Consider the following 18,150-nt stretch of genomic DNA (forward strand, 5'->3'; position numbering starts at 1 on the left):
CTGCTCGCGATAGCTGACTGACAGTCAACATTAAAGGCGCCTGATACACCGCTATCGCGAGCAGGCTCGCTCCCACAGGAAATTTGCGGTGCCTGCGAAATTGGCGCCTGCCCCGGTCCGGGTTCTAAAACCGATAGTTCAACCCCAACGTCAACGAACTCTCCGGTGCCGGTTGTCGGCCCCACGGGCAGGCGCTGACTTGCACGATGGACAGGGTAGTGGCCCTTTAGTAGTATCGCGCGCTTTCCATAGCCTTCGCGCGTCAGGGACGATCCAATGCCGGTTTCCTCTAATCGCTCCACACGCGTCATTGCTGTTGCGGCGCTTTTGTCCGCTGTGCTCAGCGGCTGCGCCGTCAAAGACACGTACACCGATGCCACCGAGCCCGACGCCGCCAAGGTGCGCTTCATCGCCAACACCAGCAATGCGAAGCTCTACTACTACGATCCGGAGCATTGTGAGGGGCGAGTCACCGGTGAACTCAACAACCTGTACTCGCGTGATACAGAGCGTCGGGTGGGCATGAGTGTCGTGCCGCCGGCCAACGCCAGGGGCTATCTGGAGATCAAGGTCAAACCCGATCAGGATAATTACCTGCACCTTGGCACGAGTGGCAGCAACTGGGTGTGTGTCACCAGTTTGAGCCTGACACCCGAGCGCAATGCTGAATACGAGGTGACGTTGAATCTGCGCGACGGCCGTTGCGGCGTGCTGTTGAATCAGCTGAAGCGAATCGATGGAAGAGACGTGCGGTTGCCGATGCCGGTCATGGACAAGGGCCTGCCTGCCTGTGTCGGTCGCGGCACGTCATTCCCGACGCTTGCGCCCGTGTTGCCCGACACGCCCCATCGGGTGATGTTGATCGACCAGATCTTCGACAGTGCGACCCTCGCGGACATGAAGCCGGACCTGGCCAAGGACAGCCGCGCGCGCTTCACGCCGGAAAAGCTCGACAAGCTGATTGCCGAACGCAAGGCGAAGCTGGGCTTTACCCTGCCGGACGATTACTGGGCCCTGTACCGCCAGAACCTCATTGCCTTTGATGAAGAAGCGGCGGGAAACAAGACGCAAACGTACAAGCGTTACAGCGACAGATACCGTCTGCGCCTGCAGCGACTGACGGATCAGCAACTGGAACAATGGGCACACCCTGAAGACAAGGCGTCCAGGCCCACGCACTTTGTGGCGTCCGAGGAGCGCAAGACGATGACGAAGTTTTACGTCCAGACCAGTCAGAACCTGCTGCTCGAAACCATCAACCACCACCTCGACCGGATGGCGCAAATGGATCGGCAGTACGGGGTGTGTGCGCGTTATTCAGAGTGCTGGAAACGCTGACAGGGTGCCGGGCGGCGAGCAGCACTCGCCGCCCCGAACGACTATTGCTTGCCGACAGCCGCCGCCAGCAGCGGCCCGGCCTGATCATCGGTGAGTGCGGCATGCACCTCCATGTTCATCAGGTCATTCCATTGCAGCACCCACTTTTGAATCTGTACGACATCATCGGTTTCTGCGATGCCAAAACCGCTCGAGCCACCGACGGCATGCCAGCGCCCCAGCATCTTGACGCCTGAGGGCGGAGCTCCCTTGGTCTCGAGGAAACGCTTGATCACGGTGTTACGGTTTTCCGGGCTGATCGACCAACTGACCATGAATAACATTTGCCACCTCCTGCTACGGACTGGCACCTGCTGCTCTTCGCGCGCCTGGCTGGCGCCGGAACCACGGCCACGCCTGTTTCCCGTGTCATCCTGACGGGGCTGAAGCGATTGCTCCCATGAGAAGGCATAGCAGCGCGCGGCGGTTCGCGTATGACCGCTGATCCTCTTTTAATGCATCTGGAATTGATCGAGGCGCCTGACCATCAGGCATCACGCAACAGGTCGTTGGCGTTGAGCAGTTCGTAGGCGATTTCCGGACGTTTCTCCAGCCCGCGGCGAATGGCGGTCGGGATTGCCTGGCGGGTTTTGCGGCACAGGCCCGGCAGTTCGGCGATGGTGATGGCGATACCGCGCATGGTGCGGACTTCGTTGAAACCGGGGGCGACTTCTACCCGGATGCCCAGTTGCTCGTACATCCGTTGCTGCAGCCGTTCGAGGTCGCTCAGGCTCTGGAGATTTTCCAGGCGTTCGATCAGACGCTTTTCCTCGGTGCGGGTCAGAAACAGGATGCGCAGGTCCGCGCCGGGTGTTTCCAGCAGCGGTTCACGCTCGCAGATGCAGGCACCGGGCGGGCAGGGTTGGCGGATCGGCAGCGAGGTTGTCATGGGCTCAATCATAGAGCGCGGTGGGCGGGTTTGCCCATAGGGATCGCCGGTGTGCCCGAGGGGGCGTCAAAGGCGGGTTGTTTTGGCGTTTGGGGCCATATCCGTTGCTGCGGTAACGGCCACTTAGGGTTCCGCCCTTACGGCGGGTTACTTTGGAAAAGCCCCAAAGTAACCAAAGGGCTTTTGCCCCTTTCGTTCGGTGGCGAGCCTAGGCGAGCCACCGTACGTCAGGGGCGCAGGCGCTTGGTTACTTTGCGCCGGGTGGCGTTCCGTTTTTCCAAGTAACCCACCGTAAGGGCGGAACCAATAGCCGCCATTACCGCAGCAACGGATATGTACCCCATCAAAAAAACCGTCGCCTCACACTCAGGCCAGCATCGACAACAAACCTCCCTGACGATCAAGTTTGGCCAGGTCATCAAAACCGCCGACATGCGTGTCACCGATAAAAATCTGCGGCACGCTGCGACGACCGCTTCGGCTGAGCATCTCCTGGAATCTCCCCGGTTCCGATTGAACGTTTATTTCCCGAACCGCAATGCCCCGACTGGCCAGCAGTGTTTTGGCGTTGCGGCAGTAAGGGCAAGTGTCGGTGGTATAGAGCGTCACAGTGTTCATAAGCGTTCCTCCTGAATTGAAAGCCCTGTTCAAGCATCGATCGCCGGAAAATCGATCTCGGTCAGCGCGACGTTGTTGAGGTAATTGGTCAGGGTCTGCGACGCCACATGGCCGATCACTTCGACAATCTTGCTGTCGTCGATGCCGGCTGCCCGCGCCGCTTCGATCTGCTCGCTGCTCAGGTGGCCGCGGCTTTCGGTGATTTGTCGGGCGAGGAGGGCGAACGCATTGAGCTGGCCATCACGGGCGCTGAGGATGTCTTGCGCAGACAACCCGGCCTTGCCGGCAAACAGAGTGTGGGCCGCCAGGCAGTAGTCGCAGCCATTCACCTGAGAGGTGGCGAGGAAGATTGCTTCTTTCTCGGTGGCGCTCAGGGACGTTTTACCGAGGGTCGCCGACAGTTGCAGATAAGAGGCGAGCACCGCAGGTGCGTGGGCCAGCGTCTTGAAGACATTGGGCAAAAAGCCGATTTTTTTCTGCACGCCTTCCAGCAACGGGCGGGTGGTGTCGTTGGCGTGTTCAAGGCTCAGGGTATTGATGCGGCTCATGGTGGATCTCCGTAGATGGCTGCGCGGTGTGCGCTGGGTACGGGGTCCATGCTATTGACGGGCGCTGGTCTATTGGGTGCAAATCGTCGAGGATATGCGACAGATCGTCCAGATTTGCACTCGGGAGCCTGCCCATGGATCGCTTGTCTACGTTGCTCAGCCATTTCGGCGTCAGTGCCGGAACCTTCCACAGCGGCACGTTCTGCGGCACCACGGGTTTTGACGGTGAACAGGCGTGTGGGCACCTTCATTTGCTTAAGGCCGGTGAACTGACCCTCAAACTGGGCGATGAGCGCGACATCCAGCTCAACAAGCCGACCCTGATTTTTTTCCCTCGGCCCTTCCGACATCGCTTGTTTGCCGCTGAAACGTCCGACACACAACTGGTGTGCGCCTCACTGACTTTCGATGGCGGTGCGGGCAACGCGCTGGCGGCGGCCTTGCCCGATTACCTGGTGCTGGGCCTCGACGAAATACCGAACATGACCGGTACGCTGGACTGGCTGTTCAACGAAGCCTTCGGTGGTGTTTGCGGTCGCGAAGCGATGATGGACCGCCTGTTCGAAGTGCTGGTCATCCAGTTGCTGCGGCACCTGTTGGCTAACCATCAGCAAAGCCCCGGCTTGATGGCCGGCCTCGCCGACCCACGCTTGGCGCGCTCGTTGAGCTTGATGCATGACACCCCCGGCAAAGCCTGGACCGTGGCTGAGTTGTCAGCGGCAGCCAATATGTCCCGGGCCAGCTTCGCCGAGCACTTTCGTCAGGTGGTGGGGCAGACGCCGGTTGATTATCTGGTGAGCTGGCGCATCAGTCTGGCGCAGAAGCGTTTGCGTGAGGGCAAGTCCATCGCCCTGATTGTCGATGAGGTGGGCTATGAAAGTCCTTCGGCCCTGGCTCGGGCGTTCCGGCGCAAGACCGGTGTCAGTCCGCGAGAGTGGATGCGGAACGGGAAGGGGCGATAGTTTTTTGTCGTCTGCCTTTCGGCGGGGTACTGAACCAGGTTTTTCAAGCCTTCAGGCAGGGGCTGATGCCCACGCTTGAGCCATTTCATATGGATAGAGGAAGCTGGATTGAAAGGCATTTATTGGCGTTATTTTGACGCCATTCTCCGTAAAATTTTATTTTTATTTATTGTGGTGACGGACCATTGACGTAATGGCGATGTGCTTATAGGCTCCAAGCAACTGGGTAACGAATCCTTCATTCGATATCAGGAAAACCCTGTGTGCAGGGAGGCGGTCATCATGCGTTCATCACTGGTTATCAAATCCGTTTTGTTCTGTGTGCTCTTTAATGGTGCGGCCATCGCCAACGCTCACGCGACCAATTTGGCCCATGAAATTAACCGCATAGCCGATTCCTGCACAGGGTCTGGTCCAAAAACGGGCAAGGTCGTCGAAGTGCAGGCCGGTGCCCCTTCTGCAGTTGCAAGCGGCCATGACGCCCCGGTTTCGGTCAGCGATATTTCCTCGGTAGATGCTGCAAAAGATCAACTCAACAGCCTTATCAACTCTGTCGCCAAGGTGGGCGCAACCGTCAATAGTTCTTCCTGCGACGGATTAATGGCGCAACTAAACACTGACAAGTTTTCGGCAGATTTAGAGGAACAGACTAAAGTGTTGAGTGGGGGAGCTGATGCTTTCACCAATCAACCCAATGCAGTTCCGCTGTCTGCTGCTGCCTGGTTGTTTTCGTCCGCATTGTTCGGTTTTGTTATGGTTGCGAACCGGCGGAAGGTGTAGCTAGCGGTTTGTTTTTGCTGACGATTAAATGGCGCATTGATACTAGTATTTGATGTCACTTTGATGCGTTAGTGGTTGGCGATGTATTGGCTGAATGACGGGCTCTATTGAACAGAGTGCTATTAATTTGGCGAGTAAACATCGGGGGCAACATGTTTAACGACAAGTTACTGTTAAATAAAAAACTTCCTTCGCTAGAGGCCGAACTGCAGGTAATTGATACGTCGGGTCGACGAAAAATGGCCGCCGCCAGCCGCAAAAAAATGCTCGTTGAAAGGTTATCGAGCGCCAAAAATTGCGAGCGTGATTTGCCTCGGCTTTTGTGTGAAACTCTTGGCAAGGCTACTTAGGCGGAGGGATCCCGATGTTGCGTTTCTGGTTACCTGTGGTCTGCGCGCTGGCTGTCCTGCCCAGCATTTCCAGTGCCGTTGCAAACGATGCTGCTTACCTGTTGAGTCCGGGTGACAAGCTCAACGTTTCTGTTTGGGGCGAAGACAAGCTCAAACAGGATGTGATCGTTCTTCCCAATGGAAGCATCACCTTCCCGCTGGCAGGGCCGGTCGATGTCGCGGGTCTCGATACCACCGCAGTCGAAGAGAAAATAGCCGCCAAGCTTGTAAAGTTCATACCCGATCCGCAGGTGAGCGTCGTTGTCACGAGCACCGAAGGCAATCTCGTTTACGTGCAGGGTAAGGTCGTGAAACCCGGCCCTGTGCACATGTCCGGTCAAACGTCAGTGCTGCAGGCATTAAGCCAGTCGGGCGGCCTCGACAAATTCGCCGACACGGATGACATCAAGGTCGTGCGACTCAACGGGACCAAGCAAGAGATCCTGCGCGTCAACTACAGCAAGTTGATGTCCGGGGATGACATGTCCACCAATTTTCTACTTAAAGCCGGCGATACGCTGGTCGTGCCTTAGCCTTGCGCGATGCACTAGGGATTACTTTGCTTGCGCTGCGAACCACCGGAATTGCCACCGCAATCCTCATCCTGCCGTGTTCGGGTATGGCCTATGCGGCTACCTGGCAAACAGCAATCGCGGTGCCTTCGACTGTCGAGTACGACAGCAACCCCCTGTTGCTGACGAGTGATGAAAAGGGGGTGACCCGCACCATCATCGCCCCCGATCTCAGCCTTGTCGGCACTTCCGGACGGGATGAGTTCCAGTTCGGACTCGGGGTGTATGTCGTGCGTTCGTCCGATACGGACATCGTGTCAGACCGTGAAGATCCCAGGCTTAAATTCGGGTGGCATCGCGAGACTGAAACCGGTGGTTATGGACTCACGGCTCGCTATGAAGAGAGCTCAACGCTTTCCACCGAGGTTCAGGAAACCGGCGTTGTGGCTTCCGACGGCACGCAAAAGCTTTATACCGTGGGTGGCAACTGGCGCACTGCGCTCAGCGAGCGAACCACCCTGCTCAACGAAACTGACTACACTCATGTCACTTACGACATTCCTACCCTGATCAACTATGACGAGCTGGCAAGCCGCTTTACCTTGACCTATGCATGGAGCGAGCGGGTCGAGCTCTTTACCCGTATTGGCGTGAGGCGTTACGAGCCGGATGAGGGAACCGTGGCGTCTTCCTCGAATAGCTACACTCCCACGGTTGGCGTGAATTTCCTGATCTCCGAGGCATTGAAGGGATCGGTGTACGCGGGCGTCAATCAAGTCTCCGGCACGGGGGACGGTCCCACAGGCGAGGGCGGGGTGAACCTGCAGTATACCGGTGAGCGCTTTGAAACCAGCCTCGATGCCAGCCGCAGCACCGTCGCCAGCGGGGACGGAGGGTTCGTCGAGGCCGATAACCTGAAGGGCTCCGTGAGTTACCTTATCGATGAAACCCGACGCACCGGTCTTGATGCTTCCTGGCAAGACACCAAGGGGCAGACGCCGAATACCCTGGTCAATTACAGCGCCTGGGTCAGTCAGGAACTCTCGCCTTTTTGGAATGCCCGCCTATTCTTCACTTACAAAGAACGCAAGCAGGACAGCTTGCCGGATGCCAGCGCAAATGTCGTCGGGTTGACCTTGACTTATAGTTACCCCGGTCTCTGAAATTCAGCTTTGTGATGATCTATGACTACTGAATACGAAATGTCGGTCAACGACTACATTGCAATCATCAAGCACCATGCGGTGCTGTTGATCGTCAGTTGCGCGGCGATACTTGGCATCAGCATTGCGGTCGCGATGTCGCTCCCCCCAACCTTTGAGTCCTCCGGCACGATTCTGATCGAGTCGCAGCAGATCTCGCCTGAGCTGGTCGCGGCGAACAACGGCACCTTTGCCGATGAGCGTATCGAAGTCATTCGTCAGCGTGTGATGACCCGAGAGAATCTGGCAGCGATCATCGACAAATACAATTTGTTCTCTACTGGCCGGCACTTGAGCGTTTCCGAGAAAATCGATGAAATGCGCAATGCGATTGGCGTCACCCTGGTCAGCGCCGCGATCAAGGGGCGCGGGGAAGTGACAATTGCGTTTCGCCTTTCCTTTGAGCACCGCCAGCCAGAGATTGCCACCCAGGTGGCCAACGAGCTGGTGACGCTGTTCCTGAATGAAAACATCAGGCAGCGCACCGAGCGCGCCAATGAAAACACAGAGTTCGCAAAGCAGGAGGCAGACAAGCTCGAGGTTGCCCTGAATGCCCAGGACAGTCGCGTGGCGATATTCAAGGAGGAGCACAGCGACGCGCTGCCCGAGAATCGGGAATTGCTCACGAACATGTTGACGCGCGCCGAAAACGACCTCAAGGACGTCGACCGTGACTACAAGGCTGCCCGTGAGGAATTGCGTTTCAACGAGTTGGAGCTTATCGCCGCCAATACCGGCGTAGCGACCAAGCCTGGAGCGGCGGGTGCAGCCGCTGACAAACCGCAGGATCTGGGCAGCCTCAAGGTGGAGTACGCCCGTTTGCAGACGCTGTATACCGACGCCCACCCCGATGTGCGTGCCGTGAAACGCAAGATTGCGGCACTTGAGGCGAACAAGTCGGGGGCGGGTAGTGCGGCAGTGCCCGTCAATATGGATGTAGCGAAGGCTCAGGCGCGGATCGCCGCCACCGAGGCACGTATCAGGTCACTGGCCGATCAGAAGCAGCAGACGGTCCAGAAAATATCTGAATACCAAGCGCAGATTATTAAAATGCCTCAAGTCGAGCGCGGCCTGATCACGCTGATGCGCGACCATGACAACGCGAAAAAGAAATATGAGGAGATGCGCGCCAAAGAGATCAACGCGAGAATTTCCGAAAGCCTGGAACAGGAAAACAAGGCCGAGCGTTTTGTTCTCCTGGAGTCGCCGCTGATGCCTGAAAAGCCGGTTCGGCCGAACCGTAAAAAGGTGGTCGCCATGGGCTTCGTGCTTGCCCCGGTGGGCGCTGGCGCGCTGGTGATGCTTCTCGAGATGATGAGTTCGCGCGTGCGCGGGGCTGAAGCCCTGGCCAGCGTGCTGGGCAGACGCGTACTGGTTTCCATTCCCTACATTCACACCATGGCCGAACTGGAACGCCGCAAGAAGTGGCGAACGCGCCTGATCGTGTGCGCCGTCGTGCTGTTCGCGATCCTTCTGGTGCTCGTGCACTTCCTCTACATGCCTCTGGATCAGCTGGCGTTCAAAACGCTGGGCCGGTTTGCATAAGGAATATAGACATGGAAATTATCAAGCCCGATACCGAAAACACCGAGCCCAAGAACTCGTCAAAAGCCATGACTTCCACCGCGCAATCTTCAGGTCTGAATGCGCTCAGCTATGTGCAAACCAAGGTTGTCCCTTTGCGGCCGGATCACCTCGAGCGCAATCGCATTGTGGCGTACAACAAGAACTCGAATATGGGCGGGGCGTTCGATCTGCTGCGTACGCAAGTCCTGAAAGTCATGGAAGAAAATGGCTGGCGCACGCTCGCCATCACCTCGCCGACACCTGAGGCCGGCAAGACGGTACTGGCGATCAACCTGGCCATGAGCATCGCGCATCACACCACCAAGACGGCATTGCTGGTGGATTTCGACTTGCGCCGTCCGACCGTGGGTGCCTGCCTGGGGTTGACGATGGAGAAATCGCTGAATGAATACCTGGCCGATGAAGCGGAACTGCAAGAGGTTCTGGTTAACCCGACCTTGCCGCGCTTTGTAGTCCTGCCGACCCGCAAGGCGATTCCGCTCTCCACCGAGGTGCTGTCATCGCCCAAGGTGAGCCACTTGATTAGTGATTTGCGCGAACGCTACAACTCACGAATCGTGATTTTCGATTTGCCGCCCATCTTGAGTTCGGACGATGTCATTACCGTCCTGCCTAAATTCGACTGCGTCCTGCTCGTGGTCGCCAACGGCATGAACAACCGGAAAGAGATCGAGGAAAGCCTTCATCATCTGGGGACAGCCAATCTGATTGGCACTGTGCTGAACAAAGCGGAGCCGCAAAACCGCTCGTACTACTAGCGCGTTATCCTCAAGCGAACGGCGCTAGTGGCGAGCGCCTGCTTCAGTGCCAAGGGTGTTTCTTTTCCCAGCTCCAGGCGTGCGTCACGATCTGCTCCAGTGAAGCAAATTGTGGTTGCCAGCCAAGTAGCGTGCAGGCCCTTTGGGGATCGGCCACAAGGCGTGGTGGATCACCCGCACGGCGTGGCGCATCGCTGACGGAGATGTCCTGACCGGTCACGCGGCGCGCGGTGTCAATTACTTCCTGTACCGAAAACCCTTGGCCGTTACCGAGGTTGAACGCCGTGCTTGCACCGCCGGCCAACAGGTAATCCACGGCCAGTGCGTGGGCGGCCGCCAGATCGGCAACGTGGACGTAGTCGCGAATACAGGTGCCGTCAGGCGTGTCGTAATCGCGGCCATAGACGGTGATGCTCTCGCGTCGGCCGGAGGCGGCTTGCAGGATCAATGGCAGCAGGTGGGTTTCCGGTTCATGGCGTTCACCCAGCTGTCCTTCAGGGTCTGCTCCGGCGGCGTTGAAGTAGCGCAGGCAAACCGACTTCAACCCGTACGCGCGATCGAAATCTTCAAGCATCTGTTCCACCATCCACTTGCTGCGACCATAGGGGTTGATCGCCGCCTTGGGGTGTTCTTCGTCGATGGGCACATATTCCGGGTTGCCGTAAACGGCGGCCGTCGAGGAAAAGATGAAGTGCTTGATGTTCGCGCGAACCATGGCCTGTAGCAGCGTCAGCGTGGCGGCCAGGTTGTTCTGATAATACTTGGCCGGTTCAGTGACGGATTCGCCGACCTGTATGAACGAGGCGAAGTGGAACACGGCATCGAAGTGGTGTGCGGCAAACAAGGTATCCAGGGCCTGCGCGTCGGCGATGTCCAGCTCAACCAGTTTTCCGCCCGTCAAGGCGTCGCGATACCCCGTGGAAAAATTGTCGGCCACCACCAGTTCGTGACCTGCACGCAGCAGATGCTTGACCATGTGCGAGCCGATATAACCTGCACCGCCGACCACCAAAAAATTCATCCTGTCCTCCTGGAAACTGTTGCTGCGCAAACCCGGATTGTACCGTCAGTGCGCAGCGCTTTTTCTCAAAAATAACCAATTGAAGGCCTGCACGCCGTCGAACTTGATCGTGTAGCGCCCGTCAACGTAGGTCGCGGGCAACTTCTTCATTTGCGCCAGCGTGCCTTGGGTGTACAGCGTCAAGCCTGGCGGTCCCTGAATGCTGAGCGTGCCTTCGAGCGGTTCGACGTAAAAAGGTGTTTTGTCATCGTCTTTGGGGATGGCGCGCGTGCCCAGCGAAATCAGCAGATCCTGCGATCGACCGACAGGCGCGGCGTCCAGGCTTTGCACCACCACGCTGGCATTGGCGGTCTTCACTTGAACCTGGATGTTGCCGAGGCTGATCGACTCGCCACCGATCCAGCCGGTAACAGCCTGGGTGCGCGGCGTATTGATGGTGTAGATGCCTTGTTTCCAGTTGCGCTTCAGTTCACCCGTATCGGTCGTGGATTCGCTGGCATTGGCGTCCAGCAACGATTGGTCAGGGTCATGAAACACCTGCGCATTGCTCGGGATAATGCCCGGCTGCAACCAGGGCAGTTCCGGCGTTCGTGGCATGGCGATTTGCAGCTTGCCTTTCTCCATGGCGGTACGCAGCAACACCGAGTTGGCCGGTGAGACGGGTTTGTTGTACAGGGTGTCGGGCGTCGGTGCGAAGACGTACGTCGTGTTGGCCTCGCTGACGTCGGCGCGGCGATAGAGCAGGGCGGCGGCGGGCAGGGTGGCCAGCATGGCCGGGTCGTTATAGGCGTGCCAGTTGTCGGCCGTTACCCAGCCGCCGTCGAGCGGCTGCTGGCTGTAGGCATATTGCATCAGCGCGTCCCAGCCCTGGTGGCTGGCGGTGCCGGCGACATAGAGTGGCAACGAGTGGCGGTCGGGTGTCGGGAACGGTTCGTTGTTCCACTCGGTGACGGTCAGCGGTTTGCCGGTGACCTGGCCGGCGGCAATCCAGTCCACGATGCCTTCGCTGGTGAGCGGATTTTTTTCCAGCTGACCACCGCCACCGTAGCTGTGAACGTCGACGACGTCGCCGGCAGTCAGGGCCGGCAAGGAACTCAGGCCGTCGCCTCCCCAACTGCTGGTGGTGGCAATGGGAACCTTCACGCCTAATTGGCGCAGATGCTGAATCATATCTGTGTTGAAACTCTGTTCCAGATCGTTAAGGAACAGCTTGGCGGGACCATGCTCCCACGAACGCCAGGTGAGTCCTGCCGACAGCTTGTGCTGGCTGGCAAAGGCATCGGCCCGGTTCTTGTAGAGCTCCCAGTGTTTGGGGACTCCCTTGTCTCGCAACAGGGCGTTGCCAAAGTGTTGAGTGACGTCGTTTTCGTTGGTGATCAGGACGGCGGCGATTGCCGGATCGTCTTTATAGGCGAGGCCGGTAAAGGGATTCACATGGGTTATGTAGGCTTCGGTGAAGCGCTTCATTGCCTGCTGAATGGTGATGTTTACATACGCGTAGCCCTTGAGGCTGGCGTTGTTCTGCTCATCTTTTGGCAGCTCTTCGAAGCCGAAAATGTTGTCTTTCGCCGTAAGGGCTCGCTCGACGTGCATGTCGAGCCATACATAAATGCCTTCGTCTTTCAGGCACTTGATCCACCAGTCGATTTTTTTCAGCGATTCTGCGCTGAGTTGCTGAGTGTCATGCGCCTGGTCGCGGTCGCCAAAAATGTTCGGGCTGACCCAGGGCGAGTCATGGTGGTGCAGGCGCACGAGATTGAAGCCCAGTGCCGACAGGCGTTTGGCTTGTTGCTTGATGCCTTCGTCAGAGGTGCGAAACAGCGCATAGGACGTGATGTTGGTGCCCCAGAAACGCGCCGGGGTGTTGTCCGCGAACATCAATTGTTCACCGGACGCTTTGACAAAGCCGCGCTTGCCGGCAGGTTTTTCGTTTGCGTTGAGAAAGGACAGATCGACGGGAGAGGTTTTGATGTCGACCTTGTCATCTGGCCAGGTCTTCGGGTCCGTGAGGCCAAAGCGTTCTGTCGTGGTTGGGCCGAGCGTCATGTCACCGGAAATGCTCAAGGTGGCTTTGACATTCTGGCGACCGGGCTTGATTGAATTCTTGTAGAAAAAGGCCCGCACCTCGGATTGACTGCCGGGCTCAAAGTACACACTCGCCAGTGCCGGTTCAAAACGCATCTCGATGCGTCGACCTTGTGCGTTGCCCCACGACCAGCCGCGGTTACCGGGCAGCAAATCCGGCTTGCCCATCTCACCGTCGAAAAGGGCAGGGTCGAAATTGAAGGTGACACCCCCACCCATTACCCCCGACTTCACGCTGTGTGCATCCAGGTCAAAGTCCCAGGTCAGCTTCTGCTCGCCTTCCTTCTGAATCTGCGCCGTCAGGTCGAAGTCCAGCGTTTTGTTCTGGCCGGTCAGGGTGTATTTGTAGGGCGAATTGATCTCGAAGCGGCTGGTAGAATTCGTCCAGCCCCAGTTGCTCTCCCAGAACTCGAACTTTGAGGCAACGGCAGGAGTGCCACCGTGCTCCAGCATGGGCAACCCGGTGCGGTCATCCACCCTGGCGACCCAGTCCGCCGCCCGGGTCGTGAACGGCCAGATCGCAACGCACAGCAAAACCGGGAGCAGCATCGAAGTGCGGCGAAACAAAGTGGTCATTGGCATTACCGGAGTTGGAGGTGGGCACTCGCAGTGACTGCGGTCGAGGTTTGCCTGAGCTTGCGAGCCATCTGGGCATAGGCAACACCCAGCCCGGCCACCGACCAATACACCACGGGGATAAACGTGATGCTGCTGACCGTCACGATGGTCACCATGATCCCGGCCAGTGTCGCCAGGAGTGCGCGTCCGAGCCGGCGTGTCTCATCATCCTTGTCGGGAAACGAACGCATCGCCTTGCGGATGCCCAGCAGAACAGTGACGAAAAAAGCCACGAACAGCGTCAACCCGACCAACCCGACCTGCAGCGCCACGTTGATGTAGGTGTTCACGATATCGATGATGCCCTGGCCTTGAATCATGGACTGCATTTCCGGCGTGCTGCGGAAGTCGAAAGCGCCGAACAAGGGATTGCGCTGGATAACGATCATTGCGTTATCGAACAAACGTTGCCGGTACGTGATGTTCTCTACTTCGAGCGTGCCGATGAACGGTAGCAGGTCCAGAATTTTTTGCCCGCCAGGCACGATGGCCAGCACTGGAAGGGCGAGCACGCCGGCGAGCGCCAGCAGCATCAAGCGTTTGGCCGCGCCGCGACCCGTGGCGATGAACGCTGTGATCATGACGACGGCCCCGATCCAGGGGCCACGCGACAGCGGCGCGAAGAGTCCGCCAGCCAGCAAGAGAGCGCCAAGGCGTCGCTGGAACTTGCTGCGCACACCTTCCTGCAAAAACAGGTACAGGCCGAGGGCGACGCTGACGACAAACCCCAGCGCAATGGCCTGGCCAGTGGTGGCGCTGGCGCGCAACGAACCGCCACGGCTTAAGTAGCTGGACATTTCCCATTGCATGCCCAGGGCGTCCGTCAGCGCACTGTAGAGCAGCCAGCTCCGGGCAAATTCGAAAAGCCCGATAATGGACAACACCATGGCGGCGAGGACAAAGGCCAACAAGGCATCCTTGAAGTCGCTGAGGTTTTTCAGAGCCCGGCTGGCAACGTAGTAAGGCAGAAAAGCTTCGATGAACATGTAGACCGTTTGGCGCAACGTGTCGGTGAGCGTGGTTTCGCGCAGCAACAGCAGGCTCGTCAGCGCAAGGCCGCCGGCCAACAGTTTGTCAGGCCAGGTGCGCCCGAAAGGCAGCGTGTCCGCTTGCCTGCGCAGCACGAAAAACGCCGGAAGCAAGACGCACAGGGACAGCAGGCGGATATGGTTGAGATCGAAGAAATAGTTGATCACGCCAAAGCCGGGAATCTGCGCCGACGCCGGCGGAACGAGAAACAGCAACATGAAGAACAGCGCCACGGGATTGCGCTCGCGTTTTCGTGCAACCGTCAGCACCACCGCGGCAACGGCGGCATACACCCAGAAGCTGTGCGCGAAAAAAACCATCAGGGTCAACACGAACCACAGATTGCGGCGACGGGTGAAGTCGTTGTACGGGATCAGGTCCTTTGCTGGTTGACGGGCAAGGGTAAAAACCGTGCCGGCGAGAACCAGAATGACGATTAGCGCGCGTATATGCTCAGGCATGAATTCATGAACTTATTGAATGGTGAGCGAAGCATAGTGGATTGCCTGATTGCGGCTATAGTAACGTTCGTGCAACAGAGTCCGGGATTGATGTTATGCCTTCAATTGATATATCGCCATCGTTGAGCCTGCGCAAGCGAGCGATATTCGCCGGGGCATGGAATCTCGGGGCACTTGTCACTTCTCAGGCCATGCGCCTGGGCGGCAACCTGATCATGGCTCGTCTGCTGATGCCGGAGATGTTCGGCATCATGATCATCGCCACCACCGTTTCGGTGATCATCCATTTGCTTTCCGATGTCGGTTTGCGCCAGAACATCATCCAGAGCCCGCGGGGTGACGACCCGGTATTTCTCAATACCGTGTGGACCGTGCAGATCGTGCGCGGTTTTGTCCTGTTTGCCACGACACTTCTGATCGCAGGCTTCGCCTGGTTTGCGCAGTCCATCCATCTGTGGTCGCCCGAATCCACCTATGGTGCACCCGAGTTGCCGCTGGTGTTGGCCATTACCGGTTTGTCCGCGATCATCTATGGTTTTCAGTCGACAAAAGTCGACGTGGCCGTTCGCTCATTCCAGCAAAAGAAAGTCGTGCTCGCCGAGTTTGCATCCCAGATTGCCGGCCTGCTGGTGATGCTGGTGATCGGTTACTTCACCCGGTCTATCTGGTCGCTGGTGGGGGCGGGTCTGGTCTCCGCTCTGGTCAGCCTGCTTCTGGGGCATTTCTGGTTTCCGGGCCCGCCTAACCGTCTGCTGTGGGATCGTAGTGCGCTCCAGGAGCTGGTCGTCTTCGGCCGATGGATATTGTTGTCTTCGGCAGTGGGCGTACTGGCCATGAATGGCGATCGCATCTGGTTTGGCGGCAGCATGTCGGCCGCCGAACTGGGTGTGTACTCCATTGCCGTGCTGATTCTGGGGGCTATTACACTCGGTGTGCAGAGGCTGGTTGGCGCCGTGGCGTTGCCCGCCTTTGGCGAAGCGGCAAGAAGCAATGACACCGTGCGGCTCCGCTCTTTGTATGATCGCTTCAGACTGATTGTCGACATCGCCTTGCTGTTTATCACCGGACTGTTGTGGGTCATCAGCCCACTGATCATCCACTGGTTATACGATGAGCGTTATGCCGAGGCCGGCAGCATGATGGCCATTCTTTCACTGTCTTTCTTCACATTGCGCTACGGCGTGGCGCATCAAGCCTGGCTTGCCTTGGGGCTCACGAAGTACCAGGCCATGGATAACATCATTCGCGCCGTCTCGTTATGGGTGTTGCTGCCTCTGCTGCTGGCCTTGGGCGGAGTGAAATATGCGATTTGGGGTGTCGCGCTGCATACGTTTCCTACACTTGTGCTAATTGTTTATGTGAACTGTCGGGTGGGGCTGTTCGATCTCAAACGCGAGCTTGTTGTGCTGCCAATGTTGTTGGTCGGGGTGTTGTGCGGGGAGTTGGTGCTGGGCATTGCCGAATGGCTTTGATTTGAACGAGGTCACTTGCTACTTCAACGCCTTGACGCAACGTCATCCCTCGGGGGAGTGATGGGGTTTGATGTGTAGCTGAAAATACAAACGCAATCTTAATGTCGTGGGGCTTTGAATCATGAGTGAACTTGATTTGAATACCTCTGTGATGGGGCGCAGAGATTTCCTCCAGGCGTTTGCATTATTGAGTCTTGGGGGGATGACATTTGGATTGTCCTCGCTCCTTGCTCCGCCTTCTTCTGAAAAAAACGGGTTTGTCGTGGTCAACGGCTGGGTGTTGCCTGCCCAGTATTTTCGGCAAACGCGCACATGATCAAAGATTACCAATCGCAGAAAGAACTGCGCGACCGCTATGACTTCTGCATCATCGGTGCCGGGCCGGCGGGCATCACGCTGGCGCTGCGCCTGGCCGGGAGTGGTCGGCGCGTGCTGCTGATCGAGGGCGGGGGGCACGAATATTCGCAGCCCTCGCAAACCCTCTACAACTGCACTTCGACAGGCATGAATGTCTACGCGGAAGAAACACGCCTGCGCTTTCTCGGCGGCACGTCCAACCACTGGGCGGGGCGTTGCCGCCCCTTCGAGAAGTCAGACTTTGACGTGGCCCCTCCCGTCAATGTGCCCGGCTGGCCCATAGCGTTTTCCGAGATCGAGCGTTATCTGCCAGCGGCCATGGCCATTGTGGATCTCCCGACGGATTCCGGATTCAAGGCCATTAATGCGTCCATGGATGGCAACGACTTTGTAGCGGATCGTTTTTTGCTGAGTCCGCCGACGCGGTTTGCACAAAAATACGCCAAGGATCTTCAAGAGACCGAGGGGCTCGATGTCTTCATCAATTGCAACTGTGTCGATCTTGAGTTTGATGACAAGACCGGCCGCATCACCTCCGTCGTTGTGTCGGATTACGCCAGGCACCGAGAGCGAGTGACGGCAAAACAGTTCATTCTGGCAACGGGCGCCATCGAGAATGCCAGGCAGTTGATGAACAGTGAATCGCTGGCAACCGCCGGTGTCGTCAGCAAGGACGGCTTCGTCGGCAGATGTTTCATGGAGCACCTGAACCTCGACCTGGGGACTTTCATCCTGGGAGAGGGGCAGAGCCCCGAGCCTCGACAATACTTCACGACCGATGCGTTTGTAGCGCAGTTTCAGTCAGGCAAAGGGAATGTGTCTGCTGCGCTTCTGGCGCAAGTGCAGGCCTATGGGCGAACGGCGGCCATCAAGGACTTTTTGGAGAACCTCGCCTGCGATGTCGGCCTGGCGCACAAGATCGATTTCATTACCCACTTCAATTGCCCCGGGGATGGGGTGATTACCACCCTTATCGAACAGTTTCCCAACCGCAACAGCCGTCTCACTTTGCTCGAGGAACGGGATGCATTGGGGATGCGCAAGGTCAACATCAATTGGGAGCTGGTCCCCGAAGACAGGCATACCATCAAGTCCATAGGGCTGGAGGTGGCTAAGTGTTTTGCCGAGACGGGACTGGGCTTCGTCAAGCTGGATGAGTACGTCTATGACGTCGCAGTGCCACTGAAAGTGGCGCCCCACGCGCATCATATGGGGACTACACGGATGGCCTCGACGCCTGAGTCCGGCGTGGTCGACGAGAACTGCAAAGTGTTCGGCACCGACAATCTTTACGTGGCGGGCAGCAGTGTTTTCGCTACAGCCGGTGCGAGCAATCCGACCATGCCTCTTATACAGCTTGCCCTGAGGCTGGCAGATCATCTTAATCATCAAGCGGGCCCGGCGAGCAGATACTCCTGATACTACAATCAAAAAAACCGGGGTGTATCTGGCTCTGGCACGGACGAGAATCGAAGGATTTGTGAG

At 57.7% G+C, this 18,150-nt stretch carries 17 protein-coding genes; 10 read left to right on the top strand and 7 right to left on the bottom strand.

Translation table 11 applies throughout. The features are described from left to right. Positions 1–276: 276 nt before the first annotated feature. Entirely contained in the window at positions 277–1,338 is a 1,062-nt protein-coding gene (locus tag KJF94_RS08095) for a hypothetical protein (protein WP_214382467.1), read from the top strand. A 41-nt stretch (positions 1,339–1,379) separates the two neighbouring features. On the opposite strand, the gene KJF94_RS08100 is transcribed toward KJF94_RS08095, so the two are convergent. The 4 genes from KJF94_RS08100 to KJF94_RS08115 all read right to left on the bottom strand — a co-directional run bounded on the left by KJF94_RS08100 (position 1,380) and on the right by KJF94_RS08115 (position 3,432). Continuing rightward, positions 1,380–1,661 (bottom strand): DUF3303 domain-containing protein, encoded by a 282-nt coding sequence (locus tag KJF94_RS08100; RefSeq protein WP_214382468.1) that lies wholly within the window; start codon positions 1,659–1,661, stop codon positions 1,380–1,382. Between the two features lie 203 nt (positions 1,662–1,864). Beyond that, positions 1,865–2,266, bottom strand: a complete 402-nt coding sequence (locus KJF94_RS08105; RefSeq protein WP_214382469.1) for a hypothetical protein — start codon at positions 2,264–2,266, stop codon at positions 1,865–1,867. Positions 2,267–2,632: 366 nt separating this feature from the next. Beyond that, the gene (gene grxC, locus KJF94_RS08110; RefSeq protein WP_214382470.1) at positions 2,633–2,884 is read right to left on the bottom strand and encodes a glutaredoxin 3; all 252 of its coding nucleotides are present in this window, start codon (positions 2,882–2,884) and stop codon (positions 2,633–2,635) included. A gap of 29 nt (positions 2,885–2,913) precedes the next feature. Further along, positions 2,914–3,432 carry a carboxymuconolactone decarboxylase family protein gene (locus tag KJF94_RS08115; protein ID WP_214382471.1) on the bottom strand — a complete coding sequence of 173 codons (519 nt, stop codon included), beginning with the start codon at positions 3,430–3,432 and terminating at the stop codon, positions 2,914–2,916. 134 nt (positions 3,433–3,566) lie between these two features. Here KJF94_RS08115 and KJF94_RS08120 point away from each other — a divergent pair, with 134 nt between their 5' ends. The 6 genes from KJF94_RS08120 (at position 3,567) to KJF94_RS08145 (ending at position 9,622) form a co-directional block, all read left to right on the top strand. After that, positions 3,567–4,394, top strand: coding sequence for an AraC family transcriptional regulator (locus KJF94_RS08120; protein ID WP_214382472.1), 828 nt, complete (start codon positions 3,567–3,569; stop codon positions 4,392–4,394). A 282-nt stretch (positions 4,395–4,676) separates the two neighbouring features. Continuing rightward, the gene (locus tag KJF94_RS08125) at positions 4,677–5,174 is read left to right on the top strand and encodes a hypothetical protein (protein WP_214382473.1); all 498 of its coding nucleotides are present in this window, start codon (positions 4,677–4,679) and stop codon (positions 5,172–5,174) included. 364 nt (positions 5,175–5,538) lie between these two features. Continuing rightward, positions 5,539–6,096, top strand: a complete 558-nt coding sequence (locus tag KJF94_RS08130; protein WP_214382475.1) for a polysaccharide biosynthesis/export family protein — start codon at positions 5,539–5,541, stop codon at positions 6,094–6,096. Between the two features lie 26 nt (positions 6,097–6,122). Next, a complete protein-coding gene (locus KJF94_RS08135; protein WP_214384789.1) occupies positions 6,123–7,238 on the top strand; it encodes a hypothetical protein in 1,116 nt (371 codons plus the stop codon). 21 nt (positions 7,239–7,259) lie between these two features. Beyond that, positions 7,260–8,822 carry a GumC family protein gene (locus KJF94_RS08140; protein ID WP_214382477.1) on the top strand — a complete coding sequence of 521 codons (1,563 nt, stop codon included), beginning with the start codon at positions 7,260–7,262 and terminating at the stop codon, positions 8,820–8,822. A 68-nt stretch (positions 8,823–8,890) separates the two neighbouring features. Beyond that, positions 8,891–9,622 carry a CpsD/CapB family tyrosine-protein kinase gene (locus KJF94_RS08145; RefSeq protein WP_250548296.1) on the top strand — a complete coding sequence of 244 codons (732 nt, stop codon included), beginning with the start codon at positions 8,891–8,893 and terminating at the stop codon, positions 9,620–9,622. Positions 9,623–9,665: 43 nt separating this feature from the next. Here KJF94_RS08145 and galE read toward each other — a convergent pair whose 3' ends face one another. Genes galE through KJF94_RS08160 form a run of 3 tightly spaced genes read right to left on the bottom strand, consistent with a single transcriptional unit; the run spans position 9,666 to position 14,836 of the window. After that, a complete protein-coding gene (gene galE / locus KJF94_RS08150) occupies positions 9,666–10,643 on the bottom strand; it encodes a UDP-glucose 4-epimerase GalE (RefSeq protein WP_214382481.1) in 978 nt (325 codons plus the stop codon). A 45-nt stretch (positions 10,644–10,688) separates the two neighbouring features. Next, on the bottom strand, positions 10,689–13,304 hold the full coding sequence (locus KJF94_RS08155) for a glycoside hydrolase family 5 protein (protein WP_214382483.1): 2,616 nt from the start codon (positions 13,302–13,304) through the stop codon (positions 10,689–10,691). A 5-nt stretch (positions 13,305–13,309) separates the two neighbouring features. After that, a complete protein-coding gene (locus KJF94_RS08160) occupies positions 13,310–14,836 on the bottom strand; it encodes an O-antigen ligase family protein (protein ID WP_214382484.1) in 1,527 nt (508 codons plus the stop codon). Between the two features lie 95 nt (positions 14,837–14,931). Here KJF94_RS08160 and KJF94_RS08165 point away from each other — a divergent pair, with 95 nt between their 5' ends. The 3 genes from KJF94_RS08165 (at position 14,932) to KJF94_RS08175 (ending at position 18,084) form a co-directional block, all read left to right on the top strand. Beyond that, positions 14,932–16,308, top strand: a complete 1,377-nt coding sequence (locus KJF94_RS08165; protein ID WP_214382486.1) for an oligosaccharide flippase family protein — start codon at positions 14,932–14,934, stop codon at positions 16,306–16,308. A 121-nt stretch (positions 16,309–16,429) separates the two neighbouring features. Next, a complete protein-coding gene (locus KJF94_RS08170) occupies positions 16,430–16,624 on the top strand; it encodes a hypothetical protein (RefSeq protein ID WP_214382488.1) in 195 nt (64 codons plus the stop codon). Beyond that, positions 16,621–18,084 carry a GMC oxidoreductase gene (locus KJF94_RS08175; protein WP_214382490.1) on the top strand — a complete coding sequence of 488 codons (1,464 nt, stop codon included), beginning with the start codon at positions 16,621–16,623 and terminating at the stop codon, positions 18,082–18,084. The genes KJF94_RS08170 and KJF94_RS08175 overlap by 4 nt, the downstream gene beginning before the upstream one ends. Positions 18,085–18,150: the final 66 nt, after the last annotated feature.

Origin of the sequence: Pseudomonas hormoni, assembly GCF_018502625.1 — a bacterium.
Classification (GTDB): Bacteria; Pseudomonadota; Gammaproteobacteria; order Pseudomonadales; family Pseudomonadaceae; genus Aquipseudomonas; species Aquipseudomonas hormoni.

Coding starts and splice junctions, on each gene's coding strand:
- KJF94_RS08140 (WP_214382477.1), top strand. CDS start 7,260: ATGACTACTGAATACGAAATGTCGGTCAACGACTACATTGCAATCATC.
- KJF94_RS08130 (WP_214382475.1), top strand. CDS start 5,539: ATGTTGCGTTTCTGGTTACCTGTGGTCTGCGCGCTGGCTGTCCTGCCC.
- KJF94_RS08155 (WP_214382483.1), bottom strand. CDS start 13,304: ATGACCACTTTGTTTCGCCGCACTTCGATGCTGCTCCCGGTTTTGCTG.
- KJF94_RS08165 (WP_214382486.1), top strand. CDS start 14,932: ATGCCTTCAATTGATATATCGCCATCGTTGAGCCTGCGCAAGCGAGCG.
- KJF94_RS08125 (WP_214382473.1), top strand. CDS start 4,677: ATGCGTTCATCACTGGTTATCAAATCCGTTTTGTTCTGTGTGCTCTTT.
- galE (WP_214382481.1), bottom strand. CDS start 10,643: ATGAATTTTTTGGTGGTCGGCGGTGCAGGTTATATCGGCTCGCACATG.
- KJF94_RS08105 (WP_214382469.1), bottom strand. CDS start 2,266: ATGACAACCTCGCTGCCGATCCGCCAACCCTGCCCGCCCGGTGCCTGC.
- KJF94_RS08175 (WP_214382490.1), top strand. CDS start 16,621: ATGATCAAAGATTACCAATCGCAGAAAGAACTGCGCGACCGCTATGAC.
- KJF94_RS08120 (WP_214382472.1), top strand. CDS start 3,567: ATGGATCGCTTGTCTACGTTGCTCAGCCATTTCGGCGTCAGTGCCGGA.
- KJF94_RS08160 (WP_214382484.1), bottom strand. CDS start 14,836: ATGCCTGAGCATATACGCGCGCTAATCGTCATTCTGGTTCTCGCCGGC.
- grxC (WP_214382470.1), bottom strand. CDS start 2,884: ATGAACACTGTGACGCTCTATACCACCGACACTTGCCCTTACTGCCGC.
- KJF94_RS08145 (WP_250548296.1), top strand. CDS start 8,891: ATGACTTCCACCGCGCAATCTTCAGGTCTGAATGCGCTCAGCTATGTG.
- KJF94_RS08100 (WP_214382468.1), bottom strand. CDS start 1,661: ATGTTATTCATGGTCAGTTGGTCGATCAGCCCGGAAAACCGTAACACC.
- KJF94_RS08170 (WP_214382488.1), top strand. CDS start 16,430: ATGAGTGAACTTGATTTGAATACCTCTGTGATGGGGCGCAGAGATTTC.
- KJF94_RS08115 (WP_214382471.1), bottom strand. CDS start 3,432: ATGAGCCGCATCAATACCCTGAGCCTTGAACACGCCAACGACACCACC.
- KJF94_RS08095 (WP_214382467.1), top strand. CDS start 277: ATGCCGGTTTCCTCTAATCGCTCCACACGCGTCATTGCTGTTGCGGCG.